We start from the raw sequence: 17,534 nt of genomic DNA, 5'->3' as shown, positions 1-17,534 counted from the left end.
AGGCGAGCCGGGCCCGCGACAGGAGAGCCGATATGCCACAATCAGTGCTTCGCTTGATATCGACCACCTTACTCCTTCTGACCCCCGCACTTGCCGCGAGCGCAGGGGCGCAAGAGGCAGAACCGGCCTTCTCCGAGGCTGGCGCCATCGCAGCCATTCGCGAATATCATGGGGAGTGGGAGGAGCTCGACTTCGATGCGGTCGCCGAAACGCATTCTCCCGACTTCGAGTATATCTTCTTCTCGCAGGTGATCGAAGCTTCCGCCTTTCCCGCGATCCTGTCAGACAGCTGGCTGGTGGGCGTGGCCTCCTACAGGATCGACGAGTCGGATTTCCATGCAGTGCTGCTGCAGCCCGACCACGCCTATGTGTCCGTCCGGTTCGATGACGAAACGGTCTACGAAGACAGCACCATAGCGCACACGAGCGGAATGATGTCCTACCTGCTGGCTTACGACGACGGATGGAAGGTCCGTCGTCTGCACCACTCCGGCCCGCTTCCCGAAGGGCTGTTCGAGGGCACGCCCGCGGATTGACCGCGGCGCGCCCTCAAGGAAGTTGAGTTAGCCTTTCTTCGCCCGCTCGACCGCCTCGACCACGATCTGCTTGGCTTCGGCGGCATTGCCCCACTTGCCGATGCGGACCCACTTTTCTTTCTCGAGATCCTTGTAGTGGGTGAAGAAGTGCTCGATCTGCGCGAAGATGATGCTCGGCAGGTCCTTGGTTTCGGCGACGTCCGAATAATAGGGGAAGGTAGTGTCGACCGGCACGCAGATCAGCTTTTCATCGCCGCCATGCTCGTCTTCGAGATTGAGCACGCCGATCGGGCGCGCGCGCACGACGCAGCCGGGAATGAACGGGCTACGCGCGATCACCAGCGCGTCGAGCGGGTCGCCGTCGGGCGACAGCGTGTGCGGCACGAAGCCGTAATTCGCCGGATAGCGCATCGGCGTGTGCAGGATGCGATCGACGTAGAGCGCGCCCGAATCCTTGTCGAATTCGTACTTCACCGGCTCGCCGCCGGTCGGGACCTCGATGATCACGTTGAGGCTGTCCGGCACGTTATCGCCGGTCGGAACTTTGTCGATACGCATAATGTGGCAAGGCTCTCTTTGCTGAATTTTGGCGGTACCCGCCGTCAGGCGGAAGAATACGGCCCGTCTCCCGAGTTGCGGCGCGGCTTAACGAAGGCGAGGCGATTGCGGAAGGGGCAATGCCCGCCTAACTGCACCGCCCATGGGCAAGAACAATTCCAAAACCCCGCAGGCGATCCGCGGCACGCAGGACATTTTCGGCGCCGAGGCGGAAAGCTTCGCCTTCGTGGTCGAAACCTTCGAACGGGTACGCAAGCTCTACCGCTTCCGCCGCTCCGAATTTCCCGTGTTCGAGCGGACCGAGGTGTTCGCCCGCTCGATCGGCGAGACGACCGACATCGTCTCCAAGGAAATGTATTCCTTCGAGGATCGCGGCGGGGAATCGCTCACCCTGCGGCCCGAATTCACTGCGGGCATCGCGCGCGCCTACCTGACGAACGGCTGGCAACAGCACGCGCCGGTGAAGCTGGCAACGCACGGCCCGCTGTTCCGCTACGAACGCCCGCAGAAGGGCCGCTACCGCCAGTTCCACCAGATCGATGCGGAGATTATCGGTGCTGCTGAACCGCAGGCCGATGTCGAGCTGCTCGCGATGGCCGACCAGGTGATCCGCGAACTGGGGATCGAGGGTGTGACGCTGCATCTCAACACGCTGGGCGACGGCGATTCGCGCGAGGCATGGCGCGCCGCGCTGGTCGAACACTTCCGAGCTGTGAAGGACGAGCTGAGCGAGGAATCGCAGGAGCGGCTGGAGAAGAACCCACTGCGGATTCTGGACAGCAAGGATCGCCGCGACCAGCGCTTCGTGGCCGACGCGCCGAAGATCGACGACTTCCTGACCGAGGAGGCGCGTGGCTTTTTCGATGCCGTGACCAGCGGGCTCGACGCGGCGGGCGTGAAGTGGGTGCGTGCCGAGAGCCTCGTGCGCGGGCTCGACTACTATCGCCACACCGCGTTCGAGTTCATTCCAGACGAGGGCTCGGCAGCAGCCGACGCGCTGGGGTCGCAGAGCACGATCCTCGGCGGTGGCCGCTACGACGGGTTGATCGAGAGCCTTGGCGGCGCGCCTACGCCTGCGGTCGGCTGGGCTGCGGGGATCGAGCGGCTGGCGATGCTGGTGGGGGAGAAGGGTGAGGAACCTGCCGAGGCGATCATCGTGGTGGAAGACACCAGCGACGTCGCCCTCGACCGCGCGAGCAGGGCGCTCGCGTCCTTGCGCTCCGCCGGTCTGAGCGCCGAGATGATCGCGACCGGTTCGCCCCGCAAGCGCTACGACAAGGCGGTCAAGCGTTCCCCTAAAGCGATTGTGAGCTTTCGCGAGGATGGACATGGGATCAGTGGGGATGAAGCTGCGCATCCTGACCTTGAACGCATCTTGGCGTTTTAGGCATCTCGTCACCCCGGACTTGATCCGGGGTGGTGCTTCCTTTTGGCGCCGCACCCAAAGAAGCCTTATCCCGGGTCACGCCCGGGATGACGGTTGAGAGGGAGGTAAGGGCCGCGCCACCTTTCCTACGCCGCCTCTTCCGCGCTATTGCACCCTGCAAGCAGTCATCTTCTCCCGCCACATCGCAAAAGTGTCGCCTTAAGTGCAAATTCGCCAAATACGCATTTATAAACAGCACCTTGATCAGGGTGACACCAGGGTGACACGTGTCACCCTGTGTCACCCAATCTGCCCCCCGGAACGACCGCAATGACCATCCCTCCCGAACGCCTCGACCAGATCGCCAACCGCTTCGCCGAGATCGAGGCGCGGATGGCCTCGGGCCAGCTGGAGGGCGAGGAATTCGTCCAGGCAAGCCGCGACTATGCGGAGCTGGAGCCGGTCGCGAAGCTCGCGCTGGAGCTGAAGGCGGCGCGCGAGGAAGTCGCGGGGCTGGAAGAGATGCTCGCCGATCCCGAGATGAAAGCGATGGCGGAAGAGGAGCTGGAGGCGCTCCACCAGCGCATTCCCGAGCTCGAACAGCAGCTCGCCGTTGCCATGCTCCCGCGCGACAGCGCCGATGCCAAGCCTGCGATGCTCGAAATCCGCGCGGGCACCGGCGGCGACGAAGCCGCGCTGTTCGCAGGCGACCTGTATCGCATGTACGAACGCTTCGCGGGCGAGCAGGGCTGGAAGGTCGAGCCGGTCAGCATCAGCGCGTCCGAAGTCGGCGGCTTCAAGGAAATCGTCGCCAACGTGCGCGGGCAGGGCGTGTTCGCAAAGCTCAAGTTCGAAAGCGGCGTCCACCGTGTGCAGCGCGTGCCCGAGACCGAGAGCGGCGGGCGCATCCACACCTCGGCGGCGACCGTGGCGGTGCTGCCCGAGCCGGACGAGGTCGATGTCCAGGTCGATCCGGGCGACCTCAAGATCGACACCTATCGCGCGTCCGGCGCGGGCGGGCAGCACGTCAACACGACCGATTCGGCGATCCGCATCACCCACCTGCCCACCGGGCTGGTGGTCACCTGCCAGGACGGGCGCAGCCAGCACAAGAACCGCGAACAGGCGATGCAGGTGCTGCGCGCGCGCCTCTACGAACAGCAGCGCGACGCCGCGCAGGGGGCCGAGGCGGAGGCGCGCAAGGCAATGGTCGGCTCGGGCGACCGCTCCGAACGGATCCGCACCTACAACTTCCCGCAGGGCCGCGTGACCGACCACCGGATCGGCCTCACGCTCCAGAAGCTCCCCCAGATCATCGCCGGCCCCGGGCTGGGCGAGCTGGTCGACGCGCTGATCGCCGAGGACGAGGCCAAGCGGCTCGCGGCGATGAATGAGTGAGGACAATGGGCCAAAAGCCCCCTCCTCTTTAGAGGAGGGGGTTGGGGGTGGTGAAAGCGAACGCCGAACCATGCTTGCGCGCGCTTCCGAAATGCGTCGCAATCCCCCGGAGCCCGAGCGCCGGATGTGGAATGCGTTACGCGGCGGTCGCCTGGGTGGTCACAAGTTTCGCCGTCAGGCCGTGATCGGTGACCGAATCGTCGACTTTTTCTGCCCGTCCAAAGGTCTGGTCGTCGAGATCGATGGTGAGACGCATGATCCGGAGTGCGATGCCTTGGCCGATGATCGCATGCTGACGGAGAATGGCTTCGGAACGGTGCGTTACGAGAACGAAGAGGTGATGCAGAACCTCGATGGAGTGCTGGAGGATCTGAGTCTCGCTCTGGCGAATGCCCCCGATCGTTGGGCTGCTGCGCGTCCCACCACCCCCCGACCCCCTCCTCTGAAGAGGAGGGGGAGTGTGGGCGACTCCATTCGCGATGGGGCCGATCTTCTCGCCGCCAGCAGCGACACGCCGCGGCTCGATGCCGAGCTGCTGATGGGGTATGCGCTGGGCCTCTCGCGTTCGGACATGCTGCTGCGGGCGATGCGCGACGATGCTCCGGCGACGTTCGATCCGCTCGTCGAGCGCCGCGCCGCCCACGAGCCGGTCGCCTACATCACCGGCAGCGCCGAGTTCTACGGGCTGGAGCTGAAGGTCACCCCCGCCGTGTTGATCCCGCGCGGCGACAGCGAGACGCTGATCGCCGCAGCGCGCGATTACTTCGCGACCCGCAAGGCCCCGCAGCGCATCCTCGACCTTGGCACCGGATCGGGCGCGCTGCTGCTGGCGGCGCTGTCGCAGTGGCCGGAGGCGGAAGGGGTCGGGCTCGATGCCTCGATGCCCGCGCTGCGCGTGGCGCAGTGCAATGCGACGACGCTGGGTCTGGCGGAGCGCACCCGCTTCCTGCGGCGCAGCTGGCGGCGGGACGGCTGGCGGCGCGACCTCGGCCAGTTCGATCTGGTCCTGTGCAATCCGCCCTATGTGGAGGATGACGCGCCGCTAGACCCCTGCGTTCGCGATCACGAGCCGGGTTCGGCCCTGTTCGCAGGGGCAGAGGGGCTCGACGATTATCGAATCCTGCTCCCGCAGATCGCGCACTTGTTAACAAAGGACGCCATCGCGATTTTCGAAATCGGCGCGACGCAGCAGGATGCGGTTTCCGGCATCGCCCGAAATCAAGGCCTTGCGCCACGTTTCTGCAACGATCTTGCAAAAAGGCCACGCGCGATGATTGTTTCGCAAAGCTTTTGACAGGGGGTTGGCAAAGCGCCGGGTAACCGGTAAGTCCGGTCAAGACCGAGCAAGATACGAACTTTCTTGCACGGGTCGCGATCCGACATCAGCAAGTGGACGGGGCCTTTTTGAAGGGCTTGCGATCGGCACAAGATCGAGGATCACGCTTAGGGACAGGTAGGCCGCGCGGAATATCCGGCATTGCTGCGACGCCGCGACTTTTGGCCCGACCACGAGGGAAGACTATTCCTTGAACAACAACAATCGTAACAACAACAACCGTCGGCGGGGCCGCGGCAACAACCGCAATCAGGGCGGGGGCGGCAACAGCTCCAACCGGATTGACAGCCGCTCGCGGGGCAATGCGCCCCAGATGCTCGACAAGTACAAGAAGCTGGCGCAGGACGCCCAGCACAATGGCGATCGCGTGCAGGCGGAATACTACCTGCAGTTCGCGGACCACTATTTCCGCGTGATTGCGGACAACAAGGCCCGCCAGGACGAGCAGCGTGGCAAGCGCGACAGCAACGAACGCGGCCAGGCGAACGACGATTCGTCGGATGACGACGACGACGATCGCGGCAACAACAACAGCGGCAATGGCAACAACAGCGGCAAGGGTGGCGACGATCGTCGCAAGCCCAAGAAGTCGGGCCGCAACGAAAAGCAGCGCGGCAAGGACCGCGAGAACGCCGACGCGGACGATTCGTCCGACGACGACGACGAGGAAGTCTTCGAAAGCGAAGAGAACCCCTTCGTGCGCAAGCGCAGCGCACAGCCCCGCCGCAGCAGCGCCCGCGCCCGCAAGAGCGATGACGGCGACACTTCGGGCGATGCTTCGGACGAGGGCGAGATCGATTCCTCGGTCCTGCCGCCCGCGATTGCCGCGGCGACCGCGTCCGAAGAGGGCAAGCCCGCCAAGGCGGCCAAGCCCAAGGCTGCGAAGCCCCCGCGCCGCACACGCAAATCGACGGAAGATGCTCCGAGCGAGGACGGGGGCGAAGATTCGGGCGATGGGGCGCTGAGCGCGGTCGGCTGACCCGCTCGGACGGCGCACTCCTCGCGTGGCTGACGACATGCGCGTGATGCCCGGCAGACGGCGTGCGCCGATCGCCATAGGTCATCGCGCATGCTGAGCCGGGCGTTGCAGCACCCGCGCATCGTCATCGCCGCCCTCGGCGCGATCGCCGCGCTGGGCTTCCCGCCGCTGCATCTCTGGCCGCTGTCCCTGCTGGGGCTCGGCGCGGCCGCGATCCTCATCCGTTTCAGCGGCTCGACCCGCAGCGCGTTCTTCCGCGGCTGGCTGTTCGGGCTCGCCCATTTCACGGCCAGCAATCTGTGGATCGCGACCGCGTTCACGCATCAGGACAGCATGCCGGCCGAGCTTGGCTGGCTCGCCGTACCGCTACTCTCCACCTATCTGGCGCTCTTCCCCGCGACAGCCTTTGCCGCGGCATCACGGCTTGCGCGCGGTCGCAGCACGCTGACCTATGCGCTGGCGCTGGGCGGCTGCTGGATTCTGGCCGAATGGCTGCGGGCGAGCCTGTTCACCGGTTATGCCTGGGGCCCGTTCAGCCTCGCCATGCTCGGCCCGTTCAACACGCCGGGCCTCGGCGCGCTCTTGCCCTTCACCGGGACCTACGCCCTGTCGGGCCTCGCCGTACTCCTCGCGGTCGTGCTGGTCGATCTGCTGCTGCGCCGCAACTGGACCCGCGCGGGACTCGCCACGGTGCTGCTGGCGGCGGCAATGTATTGGCCGGCCGGCCCGGGGGCGGAGGGCACGCTCGACTACACGCTGGTGCAGCCCGATCTCGACCAGGATGAACTCAACGATCCCCGGCAATACGAACCCGGCTTCCTCACGCTTGCCGCGCTCACGGCGCGGCCGGCAGAGGAAAGCGGCCGCCGGCTGGTCCTGTGGCCCGAAGGCGTGCTGCCCGATTACCTGCGCGAAGGGTATCCGCAGCGCTACTATTCCGCGACCACCGCCGGGCGCGATCCGGGTTTCGCGAGGGCACGCATCGCTCGCGTGATCGGCGAGGACAGCTTGCTGCTGACCGGGACGATGGATCTCGAGATCGAGGATAACCGCGCTGTCGCGGCATACAACGTGGTCAGCATCGTCGACGACGAGGGCGAGATCGTGGGCAGCTATCGCAAGGCGCACCTGGTGCCCTATGGCGAGTACCTGCCGTTTCGCGACGTGCTCGAACCGCTCGGCCTGTCGCGGCTGGTCGCGGGGACGATCGATTTCCTGCCCGGCCCCGGGCCGCGCACGATCGATCTGGGGTCCTACGGCCGCGCAGGCGTGCAGATCTGTTACGAGATCATCTTCTCCGGGCAGGTCGTCGATGGTGCGGACCGCCCCGATTACATCGTGAACCCGTCGATCGACGGGTGGTTCGGCCCTTCGGGTCCGCCACAGCACCTCGCTCAGGCGCGGATGCGCGCGATCGAGGAAGGGCTGCCCGTGCTGCGCGCGACCACCACCGGCATCAGCGGCGTGATCGATGCGCGTGGCGTCGTCCGCCAGCATCTCGGCATGGGCGAACAGGCGCGGCTGGAAGGCAAGGTGCCCCCTGCGGCGTCGCCCACCGCGTTCGCGCTGCTGGGCAACTGGCTGGCACTCGTCTGGGCTCTGGCGCTTCTCGGCGGCTCTCTGGTTGTAAAGCGGCGGACTGCGCATTAGGGCGCTCATGCAGACATAAAGAACTCTTTATATCGAGGTAACAGCCCCATGCGCAGCAGTTATATCTTCACATCCGAAAGCGTTTCCGAAGGTCACCCGGACAAGGTCTCCGACCAGATTTCCGACGCGGTGGTCGACCTGATGCTCAGCAAGGATCCCGAATCGCGAATCGCTTGCGAAACGCTCACGACCACGCAGCGCGTCGTGCTCGCCGGAGAGATCCGCTGCGCACCGATGTACGACAATGGCGAATGGAAGCCGGGCGCGGCCGAAGAAATCGAGAAGGTCGTGCGCGATACGGTGAAGGAGATCGGTTACGAACAGAGCGGCTTCCACTGGGAGACGCTGACCTTCGAGAACCACCTGCATGGCCAGTCGAGCGAGATCGCGCAGGGCGTGGACGCGGGCACCGAAGGTTCGAACAAGGACGAAGGCGCGGGCGACCAGGGCATCATGTTCGGTTACGCCTGCAACGAGACGCCGGACCTGATGCCCGCGACGCTCGATTACAGCCACAAGATCCTCCAGAAGCTGGCCGACGACCGCAAGTCGGGCGCGGCGCCCTTCCTCGAGCCCGATGCCAAGAGCCAGGTCACGCTCCGCTACGAAAACGGCAAGCCCACGAAGGCTGTCGCGATCGTCGTCTCGACCCAGCACGCACCGGGCTATCACACCGGCGACAAGGAAGCCGAGCTGAAGGCCTATGTGAAGAAGGCCGTGGGCGAGGTTCTGCCCGCAGGCTTCATCGGTGACGATACGGTGTGGCACATCAACCCGACCGGCGCGTTCGAAATCGGCGGCCCCGATGGCGACGCAGGGCTGACGGGCCGCAAGATCATCGTCGACACCTATGGCGGCGCGGCGCCCCACGGCGGCGGCGCGTTCAGCGGCAAGGACCCGACCAAGGTCGACCGTTCGGCCGCCTACATCACCCGCTACCTCGCCAAGAACGTCGTTGCCGCGGGCCTCGCCACGCACTGCACGATTCAGCTGTCCTACGCGATCGGCGTGTCCGAGCCGCTGTCGGTCTATGTCGACCTGCACGGCACCGGCACGGTGTCCGAAGAGGCGCTCGAAGACGCGATCCGCGGCATGACCAAGCTGGGCGGCCTGACCCCGCGCGGCATCCGCACGCATCTGGGCCTCAACAAGCCGATCTACCGCCAGTCCGCCGCATACGGCCACTTCGGGCGCAAGGCGACCGGCGATGCCTTCCCGTGGGAGCGTACCGACCTGGCCGACGACCTGAAGGCTGCGGTCGGCAAGTAAGCCGCACCACAAGACGCAATGAACGGGCCCGGCACTCCGCTGACCGCACCCCAGGGGGCGCGGGAGGCAGGGGCGCCGGGCCCTTCACGTTCGGGGAGCGGCCGGATCGTCGCGCTCGACGCGCTGCGCGGCATCGCCGTCGCGGGCATCGCGCTGATGAACGTCTATGTCTTCGCGCTGCCTTCGGCTGCCTATTTCAACCCGGCGGCGGCGGGCAGCGAGAGCCTGCTCGACTGGCTGGTCTGGGGGCTGAGCTTCGTATTTGTCGAAGACAAGTTCCGCAGCCTGTTCGCCATGCTCTTCGGCGCAGGCGTCCTGATCCTGCTCGAACGGGCCGAGAAGCATGGCATCCGCGCGCATGGGGTACGGATGCTGGTTCTGTTCGCCATCGGGGCAGCGCACGCGATCCTGCTCGCCAACAACGACGTGCTGCGGCTCTATGCTATGGCCGGGCTTTTCCTGCCGCTTTTCACGCGCCTTGCGCCGATGAACATGCTCGTGATCGCCGGCATGCTGATGGCGTTGCATGTCACGGGCGGGAGCCTGCTGGCCTGGTTGTGGGCGAGCGCGCCCCCCGGGTCGCAGAACGCGCTCTATCCCGCGCGCGCCTTCGGGGCCGCTCCCGATGCGATTGCCTATGCGCAGCAGATCGGGACCGAGGGTTTCGACGAACGGATCGTTCGCAGGATCACGCGATTCTGGAACGCGCTCGAGACGCAAATTCCCGGCATCCCGAGTACGCTCGCCATGATGCTGGTAGGGGCTGCGCTCTGGCAGAATGGCCTGCTGCGCGGCGAGTGGCCGCAAGCACGTGCCTTCGCACTGGCGCGCAGGATGGCGCTGCTCGCGCTTCCGGCTCTGGCGCTGTGCCTCGCGCTCGATGTGGCGAGCGGGTTCGATGCAGGCATCGTCGGCCCGATCGGCCTCTTCTGGTCGATCCCGTTCGATCTGCTGCTGGCGGTGGGGTACGCCGCGCTGGTGATGGGGTTGCTGACGGACAGGGCGAGCGGCTTGCGCAGCAGGCTCGCCACAGTCGGGCGCCTCTCGCTCACGAATTACCTGCTCACCAGTCTGACCTTCGCACTGATCTTCTACGGTTGGGGAGCGGGGCTGTTCGGTGCGCTGTCCCGCTGGCAGGCCTTCGCGATCGCCTTCGTGCCGATCGTGCTGATGCTCGTCTGGTCGCCGCCCTGGCTCGCCCGCTTCGGCCAGGGACCCTTCGAGTGGCTGTGGCGTAGCCTCGCGAGCGGCAAGCCACGCAGGCTCTTGCGCTAGTCGTCCTGTCCGAGCTTCGGCGAGGGCTCGCCCAGGGCAAGCTCGGCAGCGGAGAATTTGAAGGGGCTGCGCAGGCCGGTGAGCCCGTCGGACATCTGAAAGGTCATTCCGCGCGCCTGCACCTGCGGCTCCTCGAACACTTCGGAGACTTCGTAGATCGGCCCTGCGGGCACGCCCGCCTCGCGGCACTGGCGCAGCAGCGCTTCGCGATCCCATTGCGCGGTTTCGGCAGCAATGATCCCGTCGATCTCGGCCCGGTTGGCAATCCGCGCCTCGTTGGTGGCGAAGCGGTCGTCGCCCAGCAGGTCGTGCCGTTCGAACACCTCGAGCAGCTTGCGGAACAGGCGATCATTGGCGGGGGCGAGCACGACGGGGCCGTCCTTAGTCGGGAACACACCATAGGCGCTGACCTGCGCGTGCATGTTGCCCATGCGCGGCGGGTTTTGACCGGTCGCGAAATAGCTCTGCGCCTGATGGGCGAGGAGCGCGACCGAGCAATCGTAGAGCGCCATGTCGATATGCTGGCCGGTCCCCGTCCGCTGCCGCATTGCGAGGGCGGCCTGGATCGCGATGGTCGAATAGAGTCCGCAGAAGAGGTCCGAGATCGACATGCCGTGCTTCATCGGCTCGCCCTCGGGCTCGCCTGTGAGCGCCATGAAGCCGCTCATCGCCTGAATCACGAAATCGTAGCCGGGCTCGTTCCGGCGCGGCCCATCCTGCCCGAAGCCCGAGATTGAACAGTAGACGAGCGCCGAATTGGCGGCGGAAAGGCTCGCATAATCGAGCCCGAACTTGGCGAGCTTTCCGGGCAGGAAATTCTCGAGCACGACGTCGGCTTCGTCCGCCAGCGCCATCACGCGCGCAAGATCGTCCGGGTCCCGGAAATCCGCCGTAATCCCGCGCTTCCCGCGATTGCAGCCGTGGTAATAGGCCGCCTCGCGCGCGCCGTCCTCGCGCTCCACGAAAGGCGGACCCCACAGCCGCGTACCGTCACCCTCGGGCGCCTCCACCTTGATGACGTCCGCGCCGAGGTCTGCCAGCGTCTGTCCGGCGAAGGGACCGGCCAGAATGCGCGCGAGTTCGAGCACCTTCAGGCCTGCCAGCGGAGCGTCGGGATTGCGGGGTTTGTCGAGCCACATGCCCGCTTCGCTGGGCCAGCGCCGGGCCGAGGTCAAGCCGGGCGGATTACATTGCGCGATCGAGGAAGGTCACGCTGCGGTCGAGCACCGGGGCCTTGCCGCGAAACGGCTTAGAGAGCGCCACGACCACATCCTCGTGGCTCAGGCCCTCGTAGTTCTCCGTTTCGACGGGGGCACCCAGTCCGCGCAATTTCGCCGCCAGATTTTCCGTATTGTACGGGCGCACGACCGTGTCCTCGCTCGAAGTGATCAGAAGCATCGGCGGCGCAGCGGCGCGCGCCCATTCGATCGGCTGGGTGTCGCGCGGCTCGGGCCACCGCGACATCGCATCGATCGAGCGCTTTTTGTCGAACGGGTAGAAGTCGTAGGGGCCGGACAGCCCGATCACGGCTTTCACGGTATCCGGACCAACCTCCGCAGCCTCGAGCCAGCGCGGGTCGAGCGCCAGGGTAACGGCCGTGTGCGCACCGGCGGAATGACCCGCCAGCGCGATCCGCTCTGGGTCGCCGCCGAAGCGGGCGACATTGTTGCGCGTCCAGCGGACCGCCGCCGCCCCGTCCTCGATAAAGGCGGGAAAGCGCACATCGGGGACCTTTCGATAGTCCGGGATGACGACCACGAAGCCCCGGTCGGCAAACGCGCGCCCCGCAAAGGCGTAGGCGTCGCGGTCGCCCTTTACCCAGCCACCGCCGTAGAAGAAGACGATTACCGGGCGCGCTGCATCGCCGGGCTGTTCGGGCACCCATACGTCGAGTGTCTGTCCGTGGTTGCCGAAGGCGATCGCGGTGCCCGCGCGCTCCGCATCAGCGCCACCGCCCGCGATCCGATCGATGATCGAAAGCAGCCTGGGCGGAGAGGTGAAGGCAATGGCCGCGCCGACTGCCAGCAGCGTCACCAGCGCACCAGACGCAACGAGCCACTTCATCACGCGTTTTCGAGCGCCACTTCGTATTTGGCCGAGGTGCTGTTGGCGATGTCCTCTTCGCTCACGCCGGGCGCCAGCTCGATCAGCTGGAAAGCACTGTCATGGTCGGGCCGGCGGAACACGCCGAGATTGGTGATGATCATGTCGACCACGTTGGTGCCGGTCAGCGGCAGCGAGCATTCTGGGAGGAACTTGGGGTCACCGTGCTTCGACGTGTGATCCATCACCACGATGATCTTCTTGACGCCCGCGACCAGATCCATCGCGCCGCCCATGCCCTTGATCATCTTGCCGGGGATCATCCAGTTGGCGATGTCGCCGTTCTGCGCCACTTCCATCGCGCCGAGCACGGTCAGGTCGATATGCCCGCCGCGGATCATCGAAAAGCTGGTCGCGCTGTCGAAATAGGCGCTGTGATCGAGTTCGCTGATGGTCTGCTTGCCCGCGTTGATCAGGTCGGCGTCTTCCTCGCCTTCGAGCGGGAAGGGGCCGATGCCGAGCATGCCGTTCTCGCTCTGCAAGGTTACGTGCATGCCTTCGGGGATGTGGTTGGCGACCAGCGTGGGAATGCCGATCCCGAGATTGACGTAATAGCCGTCTTGCAGCTCGCGCGCCGCGCGGGCGGCCATTTCGTCGCGGGTCCAGCCCGTTGTTTGGTCGGTCATGCTATCAATCCTGTGCAGCAACTTTGGGTTCGGAAGGGGGTGTGGTCGTTGGTGATGCGGTCAGCGGCGGGGGGCCAAGAAACCAGGCCTCGCCGAAAAGCGTGTCGAGCGCGAAGGCCGCGTCCGCTTCCTTGAGGAAGGCGAAAAGCTCGTCGAAATCGCGCTTCTCGTCGCCCAGCATGGCGACGATACAGTAATCGTCGGCAGCGGCTGCCCGCCGCGTCGCCTTGGTCTCGTCTTCGTAGCGTACCAGATAGAGCTCGTCCTGCCCGTCCGGATCGAGCCCGGAGTTGCGCAGAGTGCGCCGCACGGCCCCCGCCCGGTCCGCCGTGTGCCGCGTGAGCCAGAGCACCGCGACTTCCTGCGCGCGCAAGGTCGCGAGCGCTTCCGCGAGGTCGGCGGGAGCCGTTACCGTATCGCCCAGTGGAGCTTCGCCATCGGCGGGGTCGAGGTCGATCAGCACGGCCGTTTGCGCGAAGGCGCATGGCACGCGCTCCGGCTCGAGGCTCGCCGGATCGGAGAGAATGGCGGAGAGGCGCTTTTCTTCCGCGAAGGGATCGCGCCGCGCGATCGCCAGCGCCGCTTCCTGTAACTCCGAATAGGTCGACCGTCCCGTGTCGGGCAGGGCATTCGTGGACGGAGCGGGCAATGCATCGAGTTGCGTGAGCACCAGTTCGCCGTCTTGCTCCTGCGCGTCCGCGGGTATCGCGGCGGCGGGCGATTCGGCCGACGCGCTCGCCTGCGCTTCCTGAGCGAGCGCTGCATCGCGAGCATTCTCGCTCTTGATGCGCGTGCCCAGAAGCAGGCTGGTGCCGACCGGCACGGCGAGTGCGGCGCAGCCCGACAGGGTCAGGCTGGCCGCAGCACAGAGCAGGATCGAACCGAACGGGCGGACCATCGCACGAGCCCGGTCAGGCTGCCTCGCGCACGGTGCGGAATTCGATCTTCTTGTCGTAGGGCGCGCCCACGATCATGCGCTGCACGAAGACGCCCGGCAGATGGATGCAATCGGGATCGAGCGAGCCGGCGGGCACGATTTCCTCGACCTCGACCACGCACACCTTGCCGCAGGTGGCAGCCGGCACGTTGAAATTGCGCGCGGTCTTGCGGAACACGACATTGCCCGTCTCGTCGGCCTTCCACGCCTTCACGATCGCGAGATCGGCGAAGATGCCCTCTTCGAGGATGTAGTCCTGCGGGCCTTCCCCGGTGTCGAACCGTTTCACTTCCTTGCCCTCGGCCACCTGCGTGCCGACGCCGGTCTTGGTGTAGAAACCCGGGATCCCGGCGCCGCCCGCGCGCATGCGCTCCGCCAGCGTCCCCTGTGGGCAGAACTCCACCTCCAGCTCGCCTGCGAGAAACTGGCGTTCGAATTCCTTGTTCTCGCCGACGTAGGAGCTGATCATCTTCTTCACCTGCTTGGTCCGCAGCAGCTTGCCGATCCCTTCGTTGTCGATCCCGGCATTGTTGCTGGCGAAGGTCAGCCCGGTGACCCCGCTATCGCGAATCGCGTCGAGCAGGCGTTCCGGAATGCCGCACAGGCCGAAGCCCCCGCTGGCAATCAGCATGTCGTCCTTGAGCACCCCGTCGAGGGCGGCAGCGGCATCGGGGAAGAGTTTCTGCATGGTTCTCCGGAGGATCGCAGTGGGAGGATTGGACGCAGGTTTAGGGATTTGCCACGGGCTTGTCATCCCGAACGACCGCTACGTAATGCTGCGTTGCAGCAATGTTCGATGGAGCTGTTAGCGGTATCAATGGCGCAAATCCGATGAAACCCATGAGTTGCAAATTTCGCAACTACCAATGTTCTTTTCGCACTTGCGAACGAATCGATGTTGCGCCACAACAATGAGGCCTTTCAGGCATCCTCTCCCAAACTTCATACCCGGCTGGGTTCGCTCAGCCGGGTTTTTTCTTGTCCACGCGAATCGCATGCGTTCGCGGGCGGACCTTCCCGGCGTTTCGCCCATTCCATAAGGGACATTTGAAATCGGCGCAGGCGCCCTATCTAGGCCGCCACGCCCGCGCACCCGATATCGTGTCGCGGACCAATGGGAGACAGCGCACATCATGGCCGACAGCGAAGCCGCAACCGAAGAGAAGACCGTGCGCCTGCAGGTGGCGGCGGCACGACAGGAAGAAAGCGGCCGAGGCGTCGCCCGCCTTCCGCGCAGCGCGATGCAGGCGCTCGGCGTGACCGAGGGCGACGTCGTCCAGCTATCGGGCAAGCGCGCCACCGCCGCCATCGCCATGGCCGCCTACGACGAGGACCAGGCGCTCTCGGTCGTGCGCCTCGACGGCCTCCAGCGCGCCAACGCCGAAGTCGGCTCGGGCGAGCATGTGAAGATCGAGGTCGCGCAGTCGCGCCCCGCGACCCGCGTCGTCTTCGCGCCCGCGAGCCGCGAGATGCGGTTGCAGGGGCCGACGCAGGCATTGAAGCGCAATTTCTTCCGTAAGCCGATCACCGCAGGCGATCTGGTCGCCACCACCGGCCAGCAGCCGGTCCAGAACATGCCCGCCGAAGTGCAGCGCATGTTCAACGCGCCCGCCTACGCGCTCACCCAGATCCGCCTGCGCGTCATCAGCACCGCGCCCAAGGGCATCGTCCATATCGACGAGAACACCGAGATCGAGCTGCGGCCCGATTTCGAGGAACCCAAGGCCGGGCGCTCGGTCGTGAACTACGACGATGTCGGCGGCATTTCGGAGACGATTCAGCAGCTGCGCGAGATGGTCGAGCTGCCGCTGCGCTATCCCGAACTCTTCACCCGCCTCGGCGTCGATCCGCCCAAAGGCGTGCTGCTCCACGGCCCGCCCGGAACCGGCAAGACGCGCCTTGCGCAGGCCGTCGCCAATGAAAGCGATGCCGAGTTCTTCGCCATCAATGGCCCTGAGATCATGGGTTCGGGCTACGGCGAATCGGAAAAGCGGCTGCGCGAGGTGTTCGACAATGCGAATCAGAACGCGCCTGCGATCATCTTCATCGACGAGATCGATTCGATCGCGCCCAAGCGCGATTCGGTGCCCGGCGAAGCGGAGAAGCGGCTGGTCGCCCAATTGCTGACGCTGATGGACGGGCTCGAATCGCGTGCCAACATCGTGGTCATCGCGGCGACCAACCGCCCCGACGCGATCGACGAGGCGCTGCGCCGGCCCGGTCGGTTCGACCGCGAGATCGTGATCGGAGTGCCCGACGAGAGCGGACGGCGCGAAATCCTCGCCATCCACACTCGCGGCATGCCGCTGGGCGAGGGCGTCGATCTCAAGGAACTGGCTAAGGTCACGCACGGCTTCGTCGGTGCGGATATCGCCGCGCTGGCGCGCGAAGCCGCAATCGACGCGGTCCGCCGGATCATGCCGCAGATCGACCTCGACGCGCAGACGATCCCGACCGAAGTGCTGGAGAACCTGCACGTCGGCCGCGACGATTTCCTTTCAGCACTCAAGCGTGTGCAACCTTCGGCGATGCGCGAAGTGATGGTCCAGGTGCCCGATGTCGGCTGGGACGATCTGGGCGGTATCGACGACGCGATCGAGAAGCTGAAGGAAGGGATCGAACTCCCGATCAAGAATCGGGACGCATTCCATCGGCTCGGCATTCGTGCGGCCAAGGGCTTCCTGCTCTACGGCCCGCCCGGAACCGGCAAGACGCAGCTGGCCAAGGCCGTCGCCAAGGAAGCGGACGCGAACTTCATCTCGATGAAGTCGAGCGACCTGCTCTCCAAATGGTACGGCGAGAGCGAGCAGCAGATCGCCAAGATGTTCCGCCGCGCACGCGCGGTTTCGCCTTGCGTGATCTTCATCGACGAGATCGATTCGCTGGTTCCCGCGCGCGGCTCGGGCAGCATGGAACCGCAGGTGACGGGCCGTGTCGTGAACACGATCCTCGCCGAGATGGACGGGCTGGAGGAACTCCAGTCGGTCGTCGTCATCGGCGCGACCAACCGCCCGACGCTGGTCGATCCCGCGCTGCTTCGCCCCGGCCGGTTCGACGAGCTAGTCTATGTCGGCACGCCCGACGCCAAGGGGCGCGAGCAGATCCTCGGCATCCATACCGGCAACATGCCGCTGGCCGACGACGTAAGCCTGTCGAAACTGGCGGGCGAGACCGAACGGTTCACCGGCGCAGATCTGGAAGACGTGGTCCGCCGCGCGGGCCTGGTCGCGCTGCATCGCGCCGGCTCGGACGTGCAGGAGGTCACCATGGCCGACTTTACAGAGGCGCTGAAAGACAGCCGCGCTTCGGTGACGTCGAAGATGGAGGCCGAGTACAAGAAGATGCGCGGCGAGCTGAAGAAGCGTGCGGCAGAGCCCATGCCGATCGGCTTCATCAGCGAAGGCATGGTCGAATCGACGCGCGATTCGAAGCACGGGGATTAGGATCGCCTTGGCTCCCCGCTTCGACAGGCTCAGGACGAACGCGCGGTAACAGGGTCCC

At 65.7% G+C, this 17,534-nt stretch carries 15 protein-coding genes; 9 read left to right on the top strand and 6 right to left on the bottom strand.

Features of this window, described 5'->3' with window-relative positions; all coding sequences use genetic code 11:
• The first annotated feature begins 53 nt into the window (after window positions 1-53).
• The gene (locus tag DL238_RS02150) at window positions 54-536 is read left to right on the top strand and encodes a hypothetical protein (RefSeq protein ID WP_115490751.1); all 483 of its coding nucleotides are present in this window, start codon (window positions 54-56) and stop codon (window positions 534-536) included.
• A gap of 27 nt (window positions 537-563) precedes the next feature.
• On the opposite strand, the gene ppa is transcribed toward DL238_RS02150, so the two are convergent.
• Complete coding sequence (gene ppa / locus DL238_RS02145; RefSeq protein ID WP_115490750.1) at window positions 564-1,094, bottom strand: inorganic diphosphatase; 531 nt, start codon at window positions 1,092-1,094, stop codon at window positions 564-566.
• 142 nt (window positions 1,095-1,236) lie between these two features.
• Here ppa and hisS point away from each other — a divergent pair, with 142 nt between their 5' ends.
• From hisS to DL238_RS02110, 7 genes are all read left to right on the top strand, one after another.
• On the top strand, window positions 1,237-2,481 hold the full coding sequence (gene hisS, locus DL238_RS02140; RefSeq protein ID WP_115490749.1) for a histidine--tRNA ligase: 1,245 nt from the start codon (window positions 1,237-1,239) through the stop codon (window positions 2,479-2,481).
• A gap of 309 nt (window positions 2,482-2,790) precedes the next feature.
• Complete coding sequence (gene prfA, locus DL238_RS02135; RefSeq protein ID WP_115490748.1) at window positions 2,791-3,858, top strand: peptide chain release factor 1; 1,068 nt, start codon at window positions 2,791-2,793, stop codon at window positions 3,856-3,858.
• On the top strand, window positions 3,851-5,152 hold the full coding sequence (gene prmC, locus DL238_RS02130) for a peptide chain release factor N(5)-glutamine methyltransferase (RefSeq protein ID WP_325048430.1): 1,302 nt from the start codon (window positions 3,851-3,853) through the stop codon (window positions 5,150-5,152). Before prfA ends, prmC begins: the two co-directional genes overlap by 8 nt.
• 232 nt (window positions 5,153-5,384) lie before the next feature.
• Window positions 5,385-6,173, top strand: coding sequence for a DUF4167 domain-containing protein (locus DL238_RS02125; RefSeq protein WP_115490747.1), 789 nt, complete (start codon window positions 5,385-5,387; stop codon window positions 6,171-6,173).
• A 90-nt stretch (window positions 6,174-6,263) separates the two neighbouring features.
• On the top strand, window positions 6,264-7,823 hold the full coding sequence (gene lnt, locus DL238_RS02120) for an apolipoprotein N-acyltransferase (RefSeq protein WP_115490746.1): 1,560 nt from the start codon (window positions 6,264-6,266) through the stop codon (window positions 7,821-7,823).
• Between the two features lie 48 nt (window positions 7,824-7,871).
• Complete coding sequence (metK, locus tag DL238_RS02115) at window positions 7,872-9,092, top strand: methionine adenosyltransferase (protein WP_115490745.1); 1,221 nt, start codon at window positions 7,872-7,874, stop codon at window positions 9,090-9,092.
• A gap of 18 nt (window positions 9,093-9,110) precedes the next feature.
• Window positions 9,111-10,367 carry a DUF418 domain-containing protein gene (locus DL238_RS02110; protein WP_181883790.1) on the top strand — a complete coding sequence of 419 codons (1,257 nt, stop codon included), beginning with the start codon at window positions 9,111-9,113 and terminating at the stop codon, window positions 10,365-10,367.
• Here the strand turns inward: DL238_RS02110 and DL238_RS02105 are convergent.
• The 5 genes from DL238_RS02105 to DL238_RS02085 are packed head-to-tail and all read right to left on the bottom strand — an operon-like array spanning window position 10,364 to window position 14,721.
• On the bottom strand, window positions 10,364-11,506 hold the full coding sequence (locus tag DL238_RS02105) for a CaiB/BaiF CoA transferase family protein (RefSeq protein WP_115492719.1): 1,143 nt from the start codon (window positions 11,504-11,506) through the stop codon (window positions 10,364-10,366). The two genes, DL238_RS02110 and DL238_RS02105, sit on opposite strands and share 4 nt — an antisense overlap.
• A gap of 46 nt (window positions 11,507-11,552) precedes the next feature.
• Window positions 11,553-12,431 (bottom strand): alpha/beta hydrolase, encoded by an 879-nt coding sequence (locus DL238_RS02100; protein WP_115490744.1) that lies wholly within the window; start codon window positions 12,429-12,431, stop codon window positions 11,553-11,555.
• A complete protein-coding gene (locus DL238_RS02095; protein ID WP_115490743.1) occupies window positions 12,431-13,096 on the bottom strand; it encodes a CoA transferase subunit B in 666 nt (221 codons plus the stop codon). The genes DL238_RS02100 and DL238_RS02095 overlap by 1 nt, the downstream gene beginning before the upstream one ends.
• A gap of 4 nt (window positions 13,097-13,100) precedes the next feature.
• On the bottom strand, window positions 13,101-13,994 hold the full coding sequence (locus DL238_RS02090; RefSeq protein WP_115490742.1) for a hypothetical protein: 894 nt from the start codon (window positions 13,992-13,994) through the stop codon (window positions 13,101-13,103).
• Between the two features lie 13 nt (window positions 13,995-14,007).
• Window positions 14,008-14,721, bottom strand: a complete 714-nt coding sequence (locus DL238_RS02085) for a CoA transferase subunit A (protein ID WP_115490741.1) — start codon at window positions 14,719-14,721, stop codon at window positions 14,008-14,010.
• A 445-nt stretch (window positions 14,722-15,166) separates the two neighbouring features.
• On the opposite strand from DL238_RS02085, the gene DL238_RS02080 reads away from it, so the two are divergent.
• On the top strand, window positions 15,167-17,476 hold the full coding sequence (locus tag DL238_RS02080) for a CDC48 family AAA ATPase (RefSeq protein ID WP_115490740.1): 2,310 nt from the start codon (window positions 15,167-15,169) through the stop codon (window positions 17,474-17,476).
• Window positions 17,477-17,534 lie beyond the last annotated feature (58 nt).

Origin of the sequence: Alteriqipengyuania lutimaris (genome assembly GCF_003363135.1) — a bacterium.
GTDB classification, from domain to species: Bacteria; Pseudomonadota; Alphaproteobacteria; order Sphingomonadales; family Sphingomonadaceae; genus Alteriqipengyuania; species Alteriqipengyuania lutimaris.
This window is presented reverse-complemented; position numbering and strand designations above follow the sequence as displayed.

Bases quoted from the DNA above. Each gene is read 5' to 3' on its own strand.
- metK (WP_115490745.1), top strand. From the start codon at position 7,872: ATGCGCAGCAGTTATATCTTCACATCCGAAAGCGTTTCCGAAGGTCAC.
- DL238_RS02100 (WP_115490744.1), bottom strand. From the start codon at position 12,431: ATGAAGTGGCTCGTTGCGTCTGGTGCGCTGGTGACGCTGCTGGCAGTC.
- ppa (WP_115490750.1), bottom strand. From the start codon at position 1,094: ATGCGTATCGACAAAGTTCCGACCGGCGATAACGTGCCGGACAGCCTC.
- prmC (WP_325048430.1), top strand. From the start codon at position 3,851: ATGAGTGAGGACAATGGGCCAAAAGCCCCCTCCTCTTTAGAGGAGGGG.
- lnt (WP_115490746.1), top strand. From the start codon at position 6,264: ATGCTGAGCCGGGCGTTGCAGCACCCGCGCATCGTCATCGCCGCCCTC.
- DL238_RS02085 (WP_115490741.1), bottom strand. From the start codon at position 14,721: ATGCAGAAACTCTTCCCCGATGCCGCTGCCGCCCTCGACGGGGTGCTC.
- DL238_RS02110 (WP_181883790.1), top strand. From the start codon at position 9,111: ATGAACGGGCCCGGCACTCCGCTGACCGCACCCCAGGGGGCGCGGGAG.
- DL238_RS02080 (WP_115490740.1), top strand. From the start codon at position 15,167: ATGGCCGACAGCGAAGCCGCAACCGAAGAGAAGACCGTGCGCCTGCAG.
- DL238_RS02090 (WP_115490742.1), bottom strand. From the start codon at position 13,994: ATGGTCCGCCCGTTCGGTTCGATCCTGCTCTGTGCTGCGGCCAGCCTG.
- prfA (WP_115490748.1), top strand. From the start codon at position 2,791: ATGACCATCCCTCCCGAACGCCTCGACCAGATCGCCAACCGCTTCGCC.
- DL238_RS02105 (WP_115492719.1), bottom strand. From the start codon at position 11,506: ATGTGGCTCGACAAACCCCGCAATCCCGACGCTCCGCTGGCAGGCCTG.
- hisS (WP_115490749.1), top strand. From the start codon at position 1,237: ATGGGCAAGAACAATTCCAAAACCCCGCAGGCGATCCGCGGCACGCAG.
- DL238_RS02095 (WP_115490743.1), bottom strand. From the start codon at position 13,096: ATGACCGACCAAACAACGGGCTGGACCCGCGACGAAATGGCCGCCCGC.